General features: G+C 66.5%; 16 protein-coding genes. 15 read left to right on the top strand and 1 reads right to left on the bottom strand.

Annotation, left to right across the window (positions count from 1 at the left end):
- Positions 1 to 4 precede the first annotated feature (4 nt).
- From JYA75_RS27790 to JYA75_RS27745, 10 genes are all read left to right on the top strand, one after another.
- Positions 5 to 1,300, top strand: a complete 1,296-nt coding sequence (locus JYA75_RS27790) for a DUF935 domain-containing protein (protein ID WP_239010510.1) — start codon at positions 5 to 7, stop codon at positions 1,298 to 1,300.
- Positions 1,301 to 1,311: 11 nt separating this feature from the next.
- The gene (locus JYA75_RS27785) at positions 1,312 to 2,523 is read left to right on the top strand and encodes a head maturation protease, ClpP-related (protein ID WP_168579119.1); all 1,212 of its coding nucleotides are present in this window, start codon (positions 1,312 to 1,314) and stop codon (positions 2,521 to 2,523) included.
- Position 2,524: 1 nt separating this feature from the next.
- Positions 2,525 to 2,965 carry a hypothetical protein gene (locus JYA75_RS27780; RefSeq protein ID WP_168579120.1) on the top strand — a complete coding sequence of 147 codons (441 nt, stop codon included), beginning with the start codon at positions 2,525 to 2,527 and terminating at the stop codon, positions 2,963 to 2,965.
- Positions 2,966 to 2,993: 28 nt separating this feature from the next.
- Positions 2,994 to 3,932, top strand: a complete 939-nt coding sequence (locus tag JYA75_RS27775; protein ID WP_168579121.1) for a hypothetical protein — start codon at positions 2,994 to 2,996, stop codon at positions 3,930 to 3,932.
- Positions 3,929 to 4,360, top strand: coding sequence for a lipase chaperone (locus tag JYA75_RS27770; RefSeq protein ID WP_168579122.1), 432 nt, complete (start codon positions 3,929 to 3,931; stop codon positions 4,358 to 4,360). Before JYA75_RS27775 ends, JYA75_RS27770 begins: the two co-directional genes overlap by 4 nt.
- A gap of 14 nt (positions 4,361 to 4,374) precedes the next feature.
- Positions 4,375 to 4,728 carry a hypothetical protein gene (locus JYA75_RS27765; protein WP_168579123.1) on the top strand — a complete coding sequence of 118 codons (354 nt, stop codon included), beginning with the start codon at positions 4,375 to 4,377 and terminating at the stop codon, positions 4,726 to 4,728.
- 1 nt (position 4,729) lies between these two features.
- The gene (locus JYA75_RS27760) at positions 4,730 to 5,053 is read left to right on the top strand and encodes a hypothetical protein (protein ID WP_168579124.1); all 324 of its coding nucleotides are present in this window, start codon (positions 4,730 to 4,732) and stop codon (positions 5,051 to 5,053) included.
- Positions 5,046 to 5,375, top strand: coding sequence for a hypothetical protein (locus JYA75_RS27755; RefSeq protein ID WP_168579125.1), 330 nt, complete (start codon positions 5,046 to 5,048; stop codon positions 5,373 to 5,375). Before JYA75_RS27760 ends, JYA75_RS27755 begins: the two co-directional genes overlap by 8 nt.
- Positions 5,375 to 5,782 carry a hypothetical protein gene (locus tag JYA75_RS27750; protein WP_203329558.1) on the top strand — a complete coding sequence of 136 codons (408 nt, stop codon included), beginning with the start codon at positions 5,375 to 5,377 and terminating at the stop codon, positions 5,780 to 5,782. The genes JYA75_RS27755 and JYA75_RS27750 overlap by 1 nt, the downstream gene beginning before the upstream one ends.
- 76 nt (positions 5,783 to 5,858) lie before the next feature.
- Positions 5,859 to 6,791: an Ig domain-containing protein gene (locus JYA75_RS27745; protein ID WP_168579127.1), complete on the top strand. Its 933-nt coding sequence runs from the start codon at positions 5,859 to 5,861 to the stop codon at positions 6,789 to 6,791.
- Positions 6,792 to 7,313: 522 nt separating this feature from the next.
- Here JYA75_RS27745 and JYA75_RS27740 read toward each other — a convergent pair.
- A complete protein-coding gene (locus JYA75_RS27740; RefSeq protein ID WP_168579128.1) occupies positions 7,314 to 7,466 on the bottom strand; it encodes a hypothetical protein in 153 nt (50 codons plus the stop codon).
- 738 nt (positions 7,467 to 8,204) lie between these two features.
- Here JYA75_RS27740 and JYA75_RS27735 point away from each other — a divergent pair.
- From JYA75_RS27735 to JYA75_RS27715, 5 genes are all read left to right on the top strand, one after another.
- Entirely contained in the window at positions 8,205 to 8,468 is a 264-nt protein-coding gene (locus JYA75_RS27735; protein WP_203329557.1) for a hypothetical protein, read from the top strand.
- Entirely contained in the window at positions 8,465 to 8,839 is a 375-nt protein-coding gene (locus JYA75_RS27730) for a hypothetical protein (protein WP_168579130.1), read from the top strand. The genes JYA75_RS27735 and JYA75_RS27730 overlap by 4 nt, the downstream gene beginning before the upstream one ends.
- Before the next feature lie 3 nt (positions 8,840 to 8,842).
- On the top strand, positions 8,843 to 9,676 hold the full coding sequence (locus tag JYA75_RS27725) for a hypothetical protein (protein ID WP_203329556.1): 834 nt from the start codon (positions 8,843 to 8,845) through the stop codon (positions 9,674 to 9,676).
- On the top strand, positions 9,669 to 15,404 hold the full coding sequence (locus JYA75_RS27720) for a hypothetical protein (protein ID WP_168579132.1): 5,736 nt from the start codon (positions 9,669 to 9,671) through the stop codon (positions 15,402 to 15,404). The genes JYA75_RS27725 and JYA75_RS27720 overlap by 8 nt, the downstream gene beginning before the upstream one ends.
- A gap of 170 nt (positions 15,405 to 15,574) precedes the next feature.
- Positions 15,575 to 16,228 carry a hypothetical protein gene (locus tag JYA75_RS27715; protein WP_239010509.1) on the top strand — a complete coding sequence of 218 codons (654 nt, stop codon included), beginning with the start codon at positions 15,575 to 15,577 and terminating at the stop codon, positions 16,226 to 16,228.
- Positions 16,229 to 16,233 lie beyond the last annotated feature (5 nt).

Genomic DNA, 16,233 nt, shown 5'->3' with positions numbered 1-16,233 from the left:
GACCATGGCGCAGACAGCGCGGCCGGCCACCGAAGTGGGATACGTCAACGGCGGCGGGACCGAGTGGCAGCAGTGGGACCACACCGAGAAAGTCCCTGAACTGCAGTGGCCCGAGTCGGTGAAGGTGTTCAGCCGGATGGGCCGTGAGGACGGCCGCGCCTCCTCGCTGCTGCGCGCGATCGGGCTACCGATCCGGCGAACAGGATGGCACCTCGACCAGAACGGGGCCAGAGACGAGGTGACCGAGTTCGTCGCGCGGAACCTGAGACTGGGCATCAAGGGGTCGGACTTTGTGCCGGCGACCCGCACGAGGGGTCGATTCTCCTGGCGGAGTCACCTGCAGCCGGCGCTGTTGATGCTGCAGTACGGGCATTCGTTCTTCGAGCAGGTCTATCAGTTCGATCAGGACGGAAGGATCAGCCTGCGCAAGCTCGCGCCGCGCCCCCAGCGCACGATCTCGAAGATCAATGTCGCACTCGACGGCGGCCTCGAATCGATCACGCAGGAGCCTCCGGTCGGCAGGCTCACTGCGGCCTCGGCGATCCCGGACGGATTCACGATCCCCGTCTCTCGTCTCGTTGCCTACGTGCACGAACCGGACCCCGGACAGTGGCAGGGCAACTCGATCCTGCGGCCGGCGTACAAGCACTGGATTCTCAAGGACGAGTTCATGCGGACGCAGGCCGCGGCGGCTCGACGCAACGGCATCGGTGTGCCGGTCGGTACTGCATCGAAGTCCGACGACCAGGCCGAGGTCGACCACATGCGGGATCTTGCGTCGAACTTCAAGGGCGGTATGACGTCCGGTGTCGGTCTCGCAAACGGCCAGAAACTCGAGCTGCTCAGCGTGCAGGGCGTGTTGCTCGACATCCAGCAGGCCATCGACTATCAGGACAAACAGATCGCGCTTGCAGGTCTGGCGCACTTCCTGAACCTCGACAAGGGCGGATCATTCGCCCTCGCGAGCGTTCAGGAGGACACGTTCGTGCAATCGGTACAGACGCTCGCCGAGAGCATTGCGGACATCGGCACGGCCCACGTCGTCGAGGACCTCGTGGACCTGAACTGGGGTGAGGACGAGCCCGCACCGAAGATCGTGTTCGACGAGATCGGCTCGCGCCAGGACCTGACCGCATCCGCGCTGAAGATGCTCATCGACGCTGGCCTGATCCGTCTCGACCGTTCGCTCGAGGAGTACACGCGGCAGCAATACGGTCTGCCAGCCAAGGACACCCCGCCCCCATCCGAGCCATGGACGCCCCCCTCCGGCCCGACCGAATCCGAGGGGACGACCACGTAAAGGAGACGACCATGACCATCCGCAACGGTGCTGGTGCTTCCCGCCGACCGCGCGAGTGGTGCCGGATCAACGCGCAGGCTGGCGCCGCCACCGAGATCCTGATCTACGACGTGATCGGCAGCTACTGGCGAGATACCGACGCTCAGACGATCGCCACTCAGATCAAAGAACTCGACACCGACGAGATTGTCGTCCGGATCAACTCGCCCGGCGGCGATGCGTTCGACGGCATCGCGATCATGAACGCTCTTCGTGCGCACTCGGCGAAGGTCACCGTTCGCATCGACGGACTGGCCGCGTCGGCCGCGTCGGTGATCGCGATGGCCGGCGACGAGATCGTCATGGGCGAAGGCTCGCAGATGATGATCCACGAAGCGTGGCTCTACACCTCCGGCACCGCCGACTACCTGAGGTCGGAAGCGGACCGGCTCGACAAGATGACCGACTCGATCACGTCGCTGTATGCCCGCCGGGCCGGTGGGGATTTCGAGGAGTGGCGCGACCTCGTCGCTGCCGAAACCTGGTTCACCGCAGACGAAGCCGTGGCAGCTGGCCTGGCCGACAAGGTCAGTGACAGTACCCCCGACAGTGGTGAACTCTCCGCGGCATTCAACCTGTCGCAGTTCCGCTTCGCCGGTCGGGAACATGCCCCGGCCCCACGGATCCCCTCTGCCGAGGCGGTAGAGGACACCAACAGGAAGGAGGGCATCGTGCCCACCCTCAACGAAACTCTCGCCCAGCGCCTCGGCATCAACGCCGACGCCACCGACGAGACGATTCTGGCCGCCCTCGACGAGGCACTGGCCGAGCAGGCCCAGGAAACCGGAACCCAGGCATCCGCCCCCGGCGCCGGCGACCCGACCGCCGAACAGGTCGCAACCTACATGGAGCGCCACGGCCTCGTCGCCGTCGACCGTGCCCAGCACGAGGACTACATCGCTGCCGCCAACGAAGGCCGCGCAGCTCGAGCCCAGCAGCTCCGCGAAGCCGACGAGGCACTCGTCGACGGAGCAATCCGCGCCGGGAAGTTCGGCCCCGGCCGGCGTGAGCACTGGCTCAACGCTCTCAAGCGCGACCGCGAGGGCGCCACCGAGGCAATCAACAGCCTCGCGAAGGGTCTCGTACCGCTTGACGAGGTCGGTCACGGCGTCGACCCGGAGCCCACCGGCGGTGCGGACTTCACGGCCGTCGACAAGTTCAAGAACTGGATCGAGGAGAACTGACATGGCTGCAGTCACACAGGTCACCCAGGGTGGCCCCAAGAGTTTCATCCCGGCCGAGGTCATCCTCGGAGGACAGCTCGTCGAGGCCCGCGCCGCCGGCCGGATCGGCGTCGCCGCCGCGGACAGCGTGAAAGTCCTCGGCGTCGCACTCACCGACGGCCAGAGCCCCGAAACGGCACAGGGCGGAACCACCGTCGACGCGATCGGGCGCCCGATCATCAACGCGATGCCGATCCCTACCGTCGTCTCCGTCGCTTACGCGGGCACCGAAACGAAGGTGACCTACTCGGCCGCCGCGCAGTTCGGCGACAAGCTGGTCTCGACCGGTGCCGGCAAGGTCGGGCCCGCCGCCGTCGACGCCACCGCCGCCGAGATCGTCGGCATCTGCACCCAGCCCCAGGGCGTCGCCGCCAACGCGGTCGGCCTCATCCGGATCGCCTGATCCCTCACTTCCCCAGGAGACAATCACCATGGCACCCAGGACCATCGTGAGCGGGTCGGACGGCGCGGCACTGACCGTGGCCGACTTCCTCGCGAACCCGCTGCTGATCCCGACCAAGCTCAAGAAGCTGCTCGAGAACCAGTTCATCGCCGAATCGCTGCTCCGCAACGCCGGCGCCAACACCTCCGGCGTGTTCGCCTACCACGAAGGCGACCCGGCCTTCCTCGCCGACGACATCGACGAGCTGGCCGAGTTCGGCGAGATCACGGTCTCGAACGCCGCCCGCGGTATTCCGAAGGTCGTGTTCTCGACCAAGCGCGGCAAGGGTATTCGCGTCACCCTCGACATGATTCGGAAGAATCAGATCGACGACGTGAACAAGCAGATCACCGCGCTGAAGAACACTTTCATCAGGGCCAACGATCGTGCAGCGAAGGCGATCTTCAACTCCGTCCCCTCGTTCCCCGTGTCCACCGCGTGGGACGTGGCGAACTCGCGGCCGCGGCGCGACATCGCCGACGCGATCTTCGAGATCTCTCAGGCCGCCCCTACCGCAGAGCAGGGCGGCAGCGAAGACGAGGGGTACGAGTTCGCCGCCGACACGATCGTGCTCAACCCTGCGTTGCTTCCGATTCTGATGGACAACGACGATCTGCTGAAGGTCTACCGCGGCAATATCGCCGACCAGAACATCGCGTATGTCGGTGCGCTGCCGGAGACCATCCACAACCTGCAGATCATCGTGTCGCGGGCATGGCCGGCCGACCGGGCACTCATCCTCGAGCGCGGCACCATCGGGTTCTACGGCGACGCTCGTCCGCTGACGTTCACCGAGCTGTACCCCGAGGGCAACGGCCCCAACGGTGGTCCGCGTGAGACGTGGCGCTCGGATGCGACGCAGGAACGCGGACTGGCGCTCGACCAGCCGCAGGCGGGTCTGTGGCTGACGGGTCTGGTGACGCCGTGACCAACTACATTCTGACCGCGCTGCGGTTCAACCAGGTTCTTGAGCGCAACGACCAGGGCCGGCCGATCAAGGAGATCAGACACCGTCAGGGCGCCCTGGTCACCGATCTCGACGAACTGGAAGCGCAACGCCTGCTGCGTGCCGGAGCGATCCGTCCCGCCGACGAGGTCACCGACGAGGCAACCGAGGACCCCGACGTCAACACTGGCGGCGACACCGTCGGCGGTCAGGCACCGCTCCAGGGTGACGAGACCCCGGTCTCGGGTTCTGGTGGAAGGTTGGCCGAGAAGCCCCGCAAGCCTCGTGCGACCGCGACTGACGAGAAGTGGGTGGCGTATGCGGAAGCGATCGGCATCGACGATGCCGACCTCGACGGTAAGAACAAGGACGAGATCATCGCCCTCGTCGACGCTGCCGAAGCGAAATGAGATGAGGCGTCGCTGTGGCTGACTTCGTCGACGTCACGGGGCTCACTCTCGGCTGGCGGCCACTGTCGGCAACCGAGACGATCTGGGCCGAACAGCTCATCGCCTCAGCCTCGCAGTGGATCCGTAAGCACAAACCGACCATCGACGACGGCGATCCGGACGCTCGGTTCGTCGTCGTCGAGGTCGTACGGGCAGCGCTGACAGCTGCCAAGCACGCCGGACACGTTTCCTACACGAAGACGGTGGGAGGGGTGACGCGGTCGGGGACCCTCGTCAACCCGGGCCGGTCACTGGTGTTCACCCCGTACCACTACCAGCTGCTCGGAATCTCGCAGGCGGCGAAACCGTCGTGGACGTTCGGAGACTGACATGGACGATCTCGGTAACCAGACCATCCGCGTGACCGTCCGGGAGCGCGGCAAACGGGGTGTGATGACCGAGCGGCCCGGAGGCGAGTACCCCGGCTGCTCGGTGCAGCCGGTGTCGTCCACCGAGGGTGTTCCGCTCGAGCGACACGACCGGTGGGTTCTCTACGCGCCGCCGGGGTTCCCGGAGTCCACCGAGAACGTTCTCGACGTCGACGGAATCGGGCCGCGGCTGCACGTCGACGGTGAGCTGCAGACGTGGTTCGACGACGACGGGATCCCGGACCACGTGTGGGGCTATCTCGAAAGGTGGGAGGGAAATGGCTGATCGGAAACCCGGCACGTTCCGTTTCTCCTCGAAGGACGCGAAGGCGATCATGGCGTCGAGGTCCGTTCAAGCGGCCACGGCGGGGGCAGCGCGGGTCGGTCTCGAGGCGTTCCGTCGCGAAGCCCGCCGGCACGCGAAGATCGGTCAGCTCGCTGCCCGGGTGCGTATCGAACGGGCGCGAGGCTGGGACGGGCGGCCCGGTCACCGCATCGTCGCCTCCCGGGCCGGTAACCAGTACGCGTTGTTCGGCACCAGGCGTTCGAAGCCGGTGCGCGCGACCGAGGCCGCGATGCGCGCCATGAACCAGCGACGGAGGTACTGATGGTTGTCGAGCTCGACGGGACGCTGTTCCCGGATATTCAAGAGGTGCTGATGGTGTACCTCGCCCCGCTGGGGGAGACGGACACCGAACCACCTGTCGAAGACGGCGTCGGCATCCAGATCAACCGCACCGGCGGCGGCAACGACGGGATCAGCGACTACCCGCGCGTGCAGATCACCTGCCATCACCCGGACCCGCGTGGCGCCTCGCTCCTCGCGCGGCAGGTCGCGAACCGGATGGAGAACATCCCCGGCGTTGCGATCGACGTCGAGGGTGAGCCGAAGCCGATCTGCGTCGACTCCTGCCGGGTCGACACCCCACCGGAAGCAGAGCCGTACGACAACCCCGACGCTCGACGCGAGGTCGCGTACTACGCGCTCAGTCTGCAGAAACCCTGGCGGCGCTGACACCCCAGGTCACCCCCCATTCCTTCCTGGCTCACGACATACACGTCGTGGGCCTTTCTCATGCCCAGGAGGCATCATGGCCACATCTGTTGGCGAACTCGAGGTCGCGCGGCACCAGCGCGAGCTCATCCTCAAGCCCAACCGCATGCACATCTTCGGGATGGGCATGGACGTCGACCCGATCGAGTACATCACCGAGGGCGCGAACTCTCAGCTCGCCGAACTCCCGGATGGTGCGTGGGACTTCGGTCTCCTGCTCAAGGACGATGCGATCACGCTGACTCGTGAGATGGAGAAGTCCGACATCATGGCGGTCGGCTACTCGAATCCGATCCGCTCTGACTTCACGTCCGACATCGCGGGCCTGCAGTTCACCGGTCTCGAGGCGAACCGGTACAACATCGAGAACAACCTCGGTATGGATCTGTCGCAGATGGTCGCCGATCCGGAGACCGGTGAGATCGCGTTCGATCAGTCGGCGATCGCGGAGATCCGCCAGCAGCGTTACCTCTGCGTCGCCCAGTTCAACTCCGGGGTCGATCGGATCTACCTCGGGCGCCTGTTCTATGCGGGTGAGGTCGCCGAGATGGGGGAGCAGACCCTGTCGGACGGTGAGGGGTCGCTGACCTGGCCGACCACCGTGAATGCGATGGTCGACACCGAGCACGGCGTGTCGGTGCGGCACTACTTCGGCGGCGAGGGCTGGAACCGTGTCCTCGAGGATGCGGGCTTCAAGCGTGGCGGTCTGTCGATCACCACTGCTTCTCTGCCTGCCGGCACCGTCGGCGCGGCCTACTCGCAGACCCTCGCCGTGTCGGGTGGTACGGGCACCAAGACGTGGACGCTGTCGACCGGCACTCTGCCTGCTGGTTTGACGCTCGCCTCGTCGACCGGTGTCATTTCCGGTACCCCGACCGCGGCCGGCACGTCTAACTTCACCGTGCAGGTTGTCGACAGTGCGACGTCCGGCAGTGCCCTCAAGCCGCTGTCGATCGTCGTAAACCCCTAGCGCCCCTGCTGCCTGGCTTTCTGCCGGGTGGTGACGCCCTCCCCGGATGATCCCTGGGGAGGGCGTGTGGCGGGCCAGGATGAGAGGAGACTTCCGTTGGCCTACACCAAGGTCCATCGCGCGGGGTGGCAGAACGATCCGCGGTCTCGTCCCCCTGAGCCTGGGGAGACACCGGTCAATGCTGAGGCGCTCGACCAGATCGAGCGGGGGGATCGCTGACGTCCACGAGCAGCTCGACAGCAGGCTGTCCGGATCAACCCTGAATGCCACGGACGCCGTCGCTATCCGAGCCCTCCGGCCCAGCCGCACCCGCGCACGCAGAACCCCACCACGCCGATGTCGCGGCAGGAGCCGTCCGCGAACGACATCACCTCCCGAGTAGCGGCAGCTTCGGCCCCACATGCGGGGCAGCTGTACCCGAGGGCGGGCATGGATTTCGCCTCGACCGGCCATAGTGTCTCCCCCATAGGGACGAACCTACTCGCCTAGGCAACCGGTTGGGCGGTATCTTTCGTCGATCGCTCAGCTGGCCGACCGCCACGGATCGTCGTCGCGGCGCTCGAGCTGGCGAGGCTTCTCGAATTCGTCGCGCGCCCGGATGACACGCCCGAACACTACGGCCGCAGCGACGGACAGCACGAGCCACCCGAGCAACAGCCAAACGATCCAGGTCATGCCTTGGACAACGGAACGTACCGGCGGAATGTTACTTGATAGTAGGTATATCACCCGCCGGTTCACCCTTTGTGAAGGGCCCCGCCGGTACAGCGTCCCCGACAGCGAGGCCCCCCACCGTCGGCGAGCAGGGGGGGTGCCTATGCCGACGATTTGCTGTTGCGTAGCCGGGAAGCCGCAACAACCACCTTGGACAGTAACAGTCCATCGGTATCTTTTGCGTGCCCGGACATCACCCCGTCATTCACCCTCGGCTTCACTCGGCAGGCGACTCACGTGCCCTGAACGGGGTCGATACCCATCTCGGCCGCGTCGCATTCCTCCATCGCGGGCGACGTGGTCATTGAGGATGAGGACGCCAAGAAGGGTCGGTTCGTCCCGTGCAGCCCCCTGCGAGGCACGGTCCGATCCGGCCACCATGCAGCGTCCCACCCAGGACTCGGATGCGGACGAGATCGAACCGAGAAGCCCCGCCGGCGATCTCTGTGAGGAGCCGACCGGCGGGGCCGGGCCGCCGGACGGGGGAGAACGGCGACCAAGATCAACCCTATGCAGACATCGTGAGGTCTGCAGCTCTTCTGCCCGCAGCTGCTCACCATCTCCCGCACCTGAGGTCGCCACTCCCGTGGCGACCTCAGTCGTTTGTCCCCAAATTCTCCGGCGGCGTGACGTCCCGCAGACCCCGCCACGCCGCCGGTCTCTACCCCGGGTCTGCAACCACCAGAAGAAGGGTCTGCCATGCCCACCATGAGAACCATCCGCAAGGACGACTGGAAGCCGACACCGCTCGTGTCCCCCGACGGTCGCCCCTACACCCCCGGCTCGTTCCGCGAGGACCGCGAACTCCGCAGCAAGGGATACGTCCCCGCGCCGGAGGTCGACACGGCCACCGCAGCGCCCGACAGCGCCGCCGCAGACACAGAGGCCAACCCGGTCCTGGCGACCGACGCCCCGACCGAGACCCAGGCCAAGACCACCCGACGCAACGGAGGCGCGAAGTGAGCACCGACAACCTCGACACCATCACCTCGATCGACACCCAGGACGTCCGCCGGTACGGCGGAGAACAGCGCGAGCCGAAGAAGCCGTTCAAGTTCCAGATCGGCGAATCGCCGACCTTCTACGTCCAGGAACCGGACGCCGACACCGTCATGGACATCGAGGAAGCCCGGACCTCTCGCAGTGTTCTGAAGCTGTTCCTCGGTGACCAGTACGACGATGTCGCCGACTTCCTCGGCCCGCAGGACCCGGACGTGCTGATCGACCTCGCGCGCGACCTGTCCAAGCACTTCGGGCTGTTCGATGCGGAGCAGGCGGTGAACCGCGCCGATCGACGGAGCCGGGATCGGCGCCGCAGCGGTCGTCGCCGCTGACAGGTGAGCGACGACCACGGGTCGGCGGCCTCGTTCTTTCGAACACTCCTCGATGAGGCTGCCGGCCCGTTCGTCGTGCATCTAGGCGATGACGACGAGGACGGGCCCGAGCTCGTCATCGAGGCGCCCGAATCGGCCGACGTCGCCGACCTCGACACCACTGTCTCCGTCCATGACCAGCTCGATCTCCTCGTCGGCGATGAACTGGCCGATATCATCGCCGACCACTACGCCCGCCGGCCGTTCTCCGAACTCGCCGACCTCGTCGACGACATTCGCGAGCACTTCGGGATCCTCATCCCGCCGGACGCCGGATGGGCGTACCTGGTGCACGAGATCGACCGCTACGGCGCAGGGATCGAAAAGGACCTGTTCACCCTGCCCGGCGACGAAAGTCTGTACGACTGGGTCCGCGACCACCTGAACAATCCCTGGAACCGGCTGCTTCGACTGTTGCCGACGTTGCCTGAGGGCGGCTGGTACTTCGCCGCACTGGGCAATGACGACGAGCGTGCCCAGAAGATCCTCGAGATGGAGCAGCGCGGCGAGCTGCCTCCTCCGTCGAAGCGGCCGTCTCTGGTCGGTTGGACATACGAGCGGGCGAAGCTCACCGATCTTGTCGACTCGGCGCGCCGCATCGAGCATGCCGTGTGGGGAGCGTCCCCGAAGTTCAAGGGCAAGGGCGGCAAGCCGCCGCGGCCATCACCTCGTCCGCAGACTGCGCGCGATCGCGTCGAAGAGTTCCAGGCCCTCGTCGAACACGACGACATTGCCTCACAGCTCCTCGGCAGCCGCTACACGCGGCGCTACACCCCACCGGAGGTAAACGATGGCTGACCTGCAGGGTGGACAGACCTACATCAACGTCTTGCCCTCGATGGCCGGCTACTTCAAGCGGGTCCGCGCCGAGATCAAGGGCCACCCGGTCGACCACAAGATCGGCGTGGAAGTCGATCAGCGCAAGCTCGTGAAGGCGAAGTCCGATCTCGACAGTGCCACCAAGGCTGCGGCTGACGCACGACGCCGGGAATCCGCGGCGACCAAGGAAGCTGCCGATGCCGAACGGCAATTACAGGCCCTTCGCAGCAAGGGCGTCACCGACGCGAGTCGGCTCGCAGCCGCCGAAGCAAAGGTCGCCAAGGCCAAGCGCGACAGTCAGGCCGCGGCCGCGGCGCTCAATGCTGCCGAGTCGAAGCGCACATCAGCTGCGAACCGGGTCGTGCACATCGAGACCCGGATCGACGACAAGCGTGCCGAAGCCGACAGCGCGTCGCTCCTGCAGCGGCTCACCCAGCGGTTCGGTGCCGGGGGCCAGGCGGCCGGTGCTCAGTTCGTCAGCGGCGTGAGCGCCTCCATGAACTCGCATGCTCGAGGCAGCGAGGAAGGACGCAGTTTCGTGGCGGGATTCTTCTCCGCCATCGGCAGTGGCATGCGCGCAGCAGTCGCGGGTTTCGCGATCCTCAGCACCGCGGCCACCTCGGTGATCAGGAACGTCGGTACTGCAGCCACTGTGCTTGGATTCGCTGCACGTGCTGTCCGAAACCTCAGTGTTGGGTTGCTTGCAAGTACCTCGCTGCTGCGGATGATGACTGGCGCGGGCGTCGCCCGTCTTGCGGGTGCGCTGCGGCTCGCCGCCACTGCCGCCGGCATCCTCGCCCGCGATATCGGCCGGGTGACCGCCGCCCTGCTGGTGATGGCGGGCGTGGCCAAGCTGGTCGGGATCTTGACGCGCATCGGCCGTGCTCTCGGCGTGGTGACTGTCGGGTCCGCCGTTGCACTCGGTGCGGTCTCGGCGCTCGGCTCCGTGGTGGCGACCTTCGCTACCGGCCCGATGGTGTCGGGTCTGATGGCGATCGCCGCGGCTATGGGAACGGTTGCGGCGGCCGCGGCAGGCATCCTCGGGCCCGCCATCGGCGTGGCGAAGTTGGCGTTCGCTGGCCTGTCCGATGGGGCGAAGGCCTGGACCGACTCGCAGAAGAATGTGGGCGCCGCTGCTTCGAAGAGTGCGTCCGCGCTCAAGGCCGTCGAGAACGCCAAGAAGGCTCAGGCGCGCACCGCCGAGCAGGGCAACCGCCAGATCGTCTCTGCTGAGAAGCAGGTCGTCAAAGCGCAGGAAGCGGTAAAGGAGGCACAGGACGAGGTCAACCAGGCCCGCAAGGAAGCCAAGCGTGACGCCGAGGGCTACGCGCGGACCCTCGCCGGGTTGGCTCTCGACGAGGAAGGCGCCGCCCTGGCGCTGGCCGAAGCCGAGAAGAACCTACGCGAGACACGGGCCAATCCGGATGCGGACGGTCTCGACCGGTGGCGAGCGGAGCTCGGTGTCCGCGAGGCGAAGCAGGCGTTCGAGGAGATCAAGGCGACAAGCGCCGAGCAGCGCGCCGAGATCGCCGACGCACAAGCCAAGGGCATCGAAGGCTCCGACCGGGTCGTCGAGGCCAAGGAGCGTGAGGTCGACGCTCAGGAGCAGCTGCGCGAGGCCCAGTCCGATCTGGCGCAGACACAGAAGGATGTGGCCCAGGCCAACATCGATGCCGCCGAGGCCGTGGCGGACGCGTACCAGAGCATGGCGGATGCGCAGCAGTCGGCAGCAGGAGACGATCCGTTCGCGGCGATGATCGGACAGCGGCTGGCACCGCTTCTGCAGGCATTCAAGAACCTGCGCGAAGAACTCACCGATCGATTCAGCTTGGCGATGGTCGGCTCGTTCACCATGCTCGGTGGGCTGCTGGACCGGTTGAAGCCGAACCTCGGTGGACTGGCCGCCACCCTCGGCACCATCGGGGCGCAGATCGCCACCTCGATCTCGAGTCCGGCCGCCGTGGCCGGCTGGGATCGGATGATCGCAGGCTCGAGAACCTTCTTCGACAGCCTCGCTCAGGGCGAAAACGGTCTGGGATCGGTGTTTTCCGGCCTGATCAGTGTTCTCGGGACCGCGGCGGAGACGTTCGCCCACACCGGAGCAGGACTCAACGAGTGGCTGCTGGGGCTTGGTGAGAAGCTGCGGAACATCAGCGCCGACGATCTGCGCTCGTCGCTGGACGGTGTCCGGCAGACGTTCGAGAACATCGGCGCGGTGGTCGGTCCGCTGTTCGAGCTCTTCCGCGGGTTCGGGGCGGAAGCAGCGGCCGGCCTGGCACCCGGATTCGTGGCGCTGGGGCAGTCGATCAAGGACTCGATCCCGGGTCTGATGGACATGGCACGAGTGCTGATGCCTGCCCTCGGGCAGGCGCTCGCCAACCTCGCTCCGGTACTGCCCGGTCTGGTGGAGGCATTCCGTCCCTGGTCGGACGTCCTCGCCGCGGTGGCGCCGCACTTGGGCACGATCATCGAGAAGCTGGCGCCGCTTGCGCCGATGCTCCTCGCCGCTGTCATGGCGGTGAAGGTCATCGGTGTGGCGATGACCGCGTGGAATGCGGTCATGTTCGCCTCGTCCGTGGCTCAGGGTGTGTTCGCTGCCGCGACCGGGCGGTCCGCGATGTCGCTGCGTCGAAACACGATCGCCCTCGCGGCCCATCGCGCCGCGCTCGTCGCGGGTGCGGTAGCGCAGTGGGCGCTCAACGCGGCGATGAGCGCGAACCCCATCACGCTCCTCGTAATCGCGATCGCTGCTCTGGTCGGGGCACTGGTGTGGTTCTTCACCCAGACCGAGACCGGAAAGCGGATCTGGGAGACGGTGTGGTCCGGGATCCAGGCGGCACTGTCGGCGGCATGGGAGTTCATCCGGCCGATCTTCGAGGCGATCGGTGCGATCTTCGTGTGGCTGTACGAGAACGTCGTGCAGCCGGTGTTCACCGCCATCAAGGTCGCGCTCGCTGTGGTTGCTGCAGCGTTCATCCTGATGGGCCAGGTCGTAATGGGGATCTGGAACACCCTCGTCACGTTCCTGAAGACGTACTGGGACAACGTCGGATCGAAGATCTTCGACGCCATCAAGGTCGCTCTGCAGGCGGTCGGCGCCTTCTTCGGCTGGGTGTGGAACTCGCTGATCAAACCTGCCTGGGAGGCGTTCGGCGCCGGTATCGCCTGGGTGTGGGAGAACGTCATCCGGCCGGCGTGGGAGGCACTGAAGGCTGCCCTCGGCGCGGTCGGTGAATTCTTCTCGTCCGTGTGGAATTCGGTGATCAAGCCCGTGTGGGACGCCCTTGGCGCAGGCATCAAGGCGGTGATCGACAACGTCGTGACGCCTGCATGGGAGGCGATGAAGACCGCCCTCGGGAAGGTGCGTGACTTCTTCAGCGAGGTCGTGAAGGGCATCGGCGAAAAGTGGGACAGCCTGAAGAGCGTCCTCGCGAAGCCGATCAACTTCATGATCAACACGGTCTGGAACGAGGGCATCCTCAAGGCATGGAACAAGGCCGCAGGTCTCCTCGGTCTAGGACCGGCCGAACCGCTCGCAGGCATCCCGGAGCACGCCACCGGTGGAGCGATCCGCGGCCCCGGCACCGGCACGTCCGACGACGTCCTGATGTGGGGTTCGAACGGCGAGCACATGGTCACCACCGCCGAGGTCAAGGCAGCCGGCGGCCACAACGTGCTCTACGCCATCCGCGACATGATCCTGCGCGGCATCCCGTTCCAATGGAACGGCGGGCGGATCATCTCGCAGATCGGCCGCGACAATCTGAACGCCTACGGTGCCCAGGTTGCGGCGAAGGGTCTGGGGAACGTCGACCCGCAGGGCATGTTCAACGGGATACTGCCCGGCTACAAGGACGGCGGCGAGATCCGACCGATGTGGCAGACGCAGCTCGAGAACGGCCACCGCGCCGCGAAGAGCCGCAACGGCAACCCGTACACCTGGGGATTCGAGGACTGCTCGGGCCTAATGTCGATGATCGCCGACGCCATCATCAACGGCGGCAACGGTTCCCGAAACTGGTTCACCGGATCCTTCCCCGGCACCCAGCCGTGGACGCCCGGCCTCGGCCAGGGCTTCTCGGTCGGCGTCTGGGACGACCCGGGCGGACCAGGAGGCGGCCACACCGCGGGCACCTTGACCGGTGTCGGCGGGTATTCGACGGTCAACGTCGAGTCGAGTGGCTCGGGTGGGGTGATGTACGGCGGCGGCGCGATCGGCGCGGACTCCCCGTACTTCGCCGGCAAACACCCCGGACTGTTCCACCTTGCGATCGGCGCGGACGGCGCGTTCGAGTCCGGCGGTGCAGGCGGCGGCGGTGGGCTGTCCCCCGAGGGGAAGCAGTCGTTCGTGCAGCGGAAGGTCGCTGACATCTTCGATTTCTTCCTCAACCCGATCACGGCGGGCATCGGCGCTGCGATCGGAGCACCGCCGCCGGAATGGGTCGGTGTTCCGCCGGCATACCTGGACAAGGGCCGCGACATGACGTCGAGGTTCCTGTCCGACAAGGTCGCCGGCCTGGGCGACCTGCTCGGATCGGTCTGGGACAAGGCCAAGAACATCGGTGGCCTGTTCCGAGACAAGGGCGGTTGGATCCCGAACGGGCTCTCGCTCGTCCGCAACGAGACAGGCCGTCCGGAGGCGGTGCTGAACTGGGAACAGATCAAGCTCATCAAGGATCTGCTCCTGGGCGGCGACATTGCCGGCGCGCTGTCTGCAATGGGCATGCTGAACAACGCCCCCGCCGCTGCGCAGACCAGCGAGTACGGCTCCGGGCAGCAGCCTGAGGTCGGGCCCGCCGCGGCTGCGAAGTACGCGGCAGAGATCGACTGGGGCGGGGTCGGTGCTCAGATCGGGACCTCACTGCTGGCGGAGTGGGGTAACGACCTGCTCGGAATCGCTGGGTTCTCGAGCCAGTTCGAGGGCATGAAGCTGGTCGATGACCGCGGACGCGGACGCTCGGACGAGGCCCAGGCACGCAACGAGGCCACGTACAGCGAGGCTCCGGCCGCGGCGGCGACACCGGCGTCCACCGGGGCCCCCGAGTCCACGGTGGACGCTCCCGCTACAGCGGAGGTTGCCGCTGGACCGGAGTCGGTTGTCGACGCGGTGAAGCGGGCCTTCGCTCCGTACGGCTGGAACGAGGGCGAGCAGTGGGCCGCCGCCGACTGGATCATCCAGAAGGAATCGAGCTGGAACCCACTGGCACGCAACCCGCAGTCCAGTGCTTTCAGCCTGTTCCAGTTCCTCGGGTCGACGAAGGACGCCTACCTGCCGGACGAGAGTCCGGATCCGTACACCCAGGGGGTGGCGGGAGCGAAGTACATCCGCGACCGCTACGGCGACCCGATCCGGGCGAAGTCGTTCTGGGAGAAGAACGGCTACTACGACCAGGGCGGCATCGCATCCGGTCGCGGTTTCATGCTCAAGGACGTCATCCGTCCTGAGCGTGTCCTTTCACCGCGGCAGACCGAGGCGTTCGAGGCGCTGGTGCCGATGCTCGACCGAGTCCAGTCGGCCGCTTCCGCGCCGCGTGAGGTGATGTCGGCCGCCGACCGGTCGGCACTCGAACTCGCGCCGGTCGGTGGTGGGGACAACTGGAACTTCAACGGCGAGCTCTCGCCAGCGATGCGGAGGGAGATCGACATCATGTGGAACCAGCGTGAACGCGGCAGCGGACGTAGCTCCGAGTCGAGGAGGCGTTGGTGATCGACTCGATCAGCATGGTCGGGTGGAACGGGTCGCGGCACAGGTACGGCGGCCCGTCTCGCGGGGCCCAGGACTCATGGATCCAAGGTGGTCTTGACGGTCTCTGGGTCCCCGCGCCCCGCACTCCGACCCGCACCTCCCGGGCGTACCAGCACGGTTCGACTCCGAAGGTGACGAAGATCGAGGAACGCCTCCTCGACTTCCAGCTTCGGATCGAAGGTCGAACACGCCGTGACTTCGAGCGTGAGTTCGCCGCCCAGATGGCGGTGTGGTCGTTCGACCACGACAACGAGGTCACGACGAAGACCGCATCCGGCCGGCGCACGATCAGGCTTCGGCTCGACCGGGATCCGAAGATCGTCGGTCGGATGTCGATGCAGACCACCCGCATCGACGTCGAGATGGTTGCGGTTGCGTGCTGGCCGTACCTGACGTCGGGAACGAAGGTCATCAAGTGGGAGGCCGGGCCCGGCTCCCACGTGGGGACCTTCCCGGTCTCGAATCCGACCGACGTGCCGTTGTGGCTCAAGTTCGAGGGCACCCCGGCAACGAAGTGGCTACTGCCGGACGGTCTGTCGGGTCGGATGGTGCTGATCAAGGATCAGACCTCGGGGTGGCGGGTGCAGACCCGTCAGGACTTCCAGACTCTCCGCGCGGCCGGTGCGGGGTTCGAGGTGTGGAAGGCGATGCGGGGCGTGGGCTTCCTGCACGAGATCCCACCGCGCACCTCGCAGGTGTTTCTGCCCGTCGAGGTGCAGGGGTCTGCGGTTCCGGTCGAGTTGCGGATCCACATGCCGCGCTATCACGAGATGCCCTGGGGGTGAGTGCC

The organism is Rhodococcus sp. PSBB066, from assembly GCF_017068255.1.
GTDB lineage: Bacteria > Actinomycetota > Actinomycetes > Mycobacteriales > Mycobacteriaceae > Rhodococcus > Rhodococcus aetherivorans.
The sequence above is the reverse complement of the archived record's forward strand: the minus strand, read 5'-3'. Positions and strand labels throughout refer to the sequence as shown.

Excerpts from the sequence above, each read along its gene's own strand:
- JYA75_RS27790 (WP_239010510.1), top strand. The coding sequence starts at position 5 with ATGGCGCAGACAGCGCGGCCGGCCACCGAAGTGGGATACGTCAACGGC.
- JYA75_RS27785 (WP_168579119.1), top strand. The coding sequence starts at position 1,312 with ATGACCATCCGCAACGGTGCTGGTGCTTCCCGCCGACCGCGCGAGTGG.
- JYA75_RS27780 (WP_168579120.1), top strand. The coding sequence starts at position 2,525 with ATGGCTGCAGTCACACAGGTCACCCAGGGTGGCCCCAAGAGTTTCATC.
- JYA75_RS27775 (WP_168579121.1), top strand. The coding sequence starts at position 2,994 with ATGGCACCCAGGACCATCGTGAGCGGGTCGGACGGCGCGGCACTGACC.
- JYA75_RS27760 (WP_168579124.1), top strand. The coding sequence starts at position 4,730 with ATGGACGATCTCGGTAACCAGACCATCCGCGTGACCGTCCGGGAGCGC.
- JYA75_RS27755 (WP_168579125.1), top strand. The coding sequence starts at position 5,046 with ATGGCTGATCGGAAACCCGGCACGTTCCGTTTCTCCTCGAAGGACGCG.
- JYA75_RS27750 (WP_203329558.1), top strand. The coding sequence starts at position 5,375 with ATGGTTGTCGAGCTCGACGGGACGCTGTTCCCGGATATTCAAGAGGTG.
- JYA75_RS27745 (WP_168579127.1), top strand. The coding sequence starts at position 5,859 with ATGGCCACATCTGTTGGCGAACTCGAGGTCGCGCGGCACCAGCGCGAG.
- JYA75_RS27740 (WP_168579128.1), bottom strand. The coding sequence starts at position 7,466 with ATGACCTGGATCGTTTGGCTGTTGCTCGGGTGGCTCGTGCTGTCCGTC.
- JYA75_RS27735 (WP_203329557.1), top strand. The coding sequence starts at position 8,205 with ATGCCCACCATGAGAACCATCCGCAAGGACGACTGGAAGCCGACACCG.
- JYA75_RS27720 (WP_168579132.1), top strand. The coding sequence starts at position 9,669 with ATGGCTGACCTGCAGGGTGGACAGACCTACATCAACGTCTTGCCCTCG.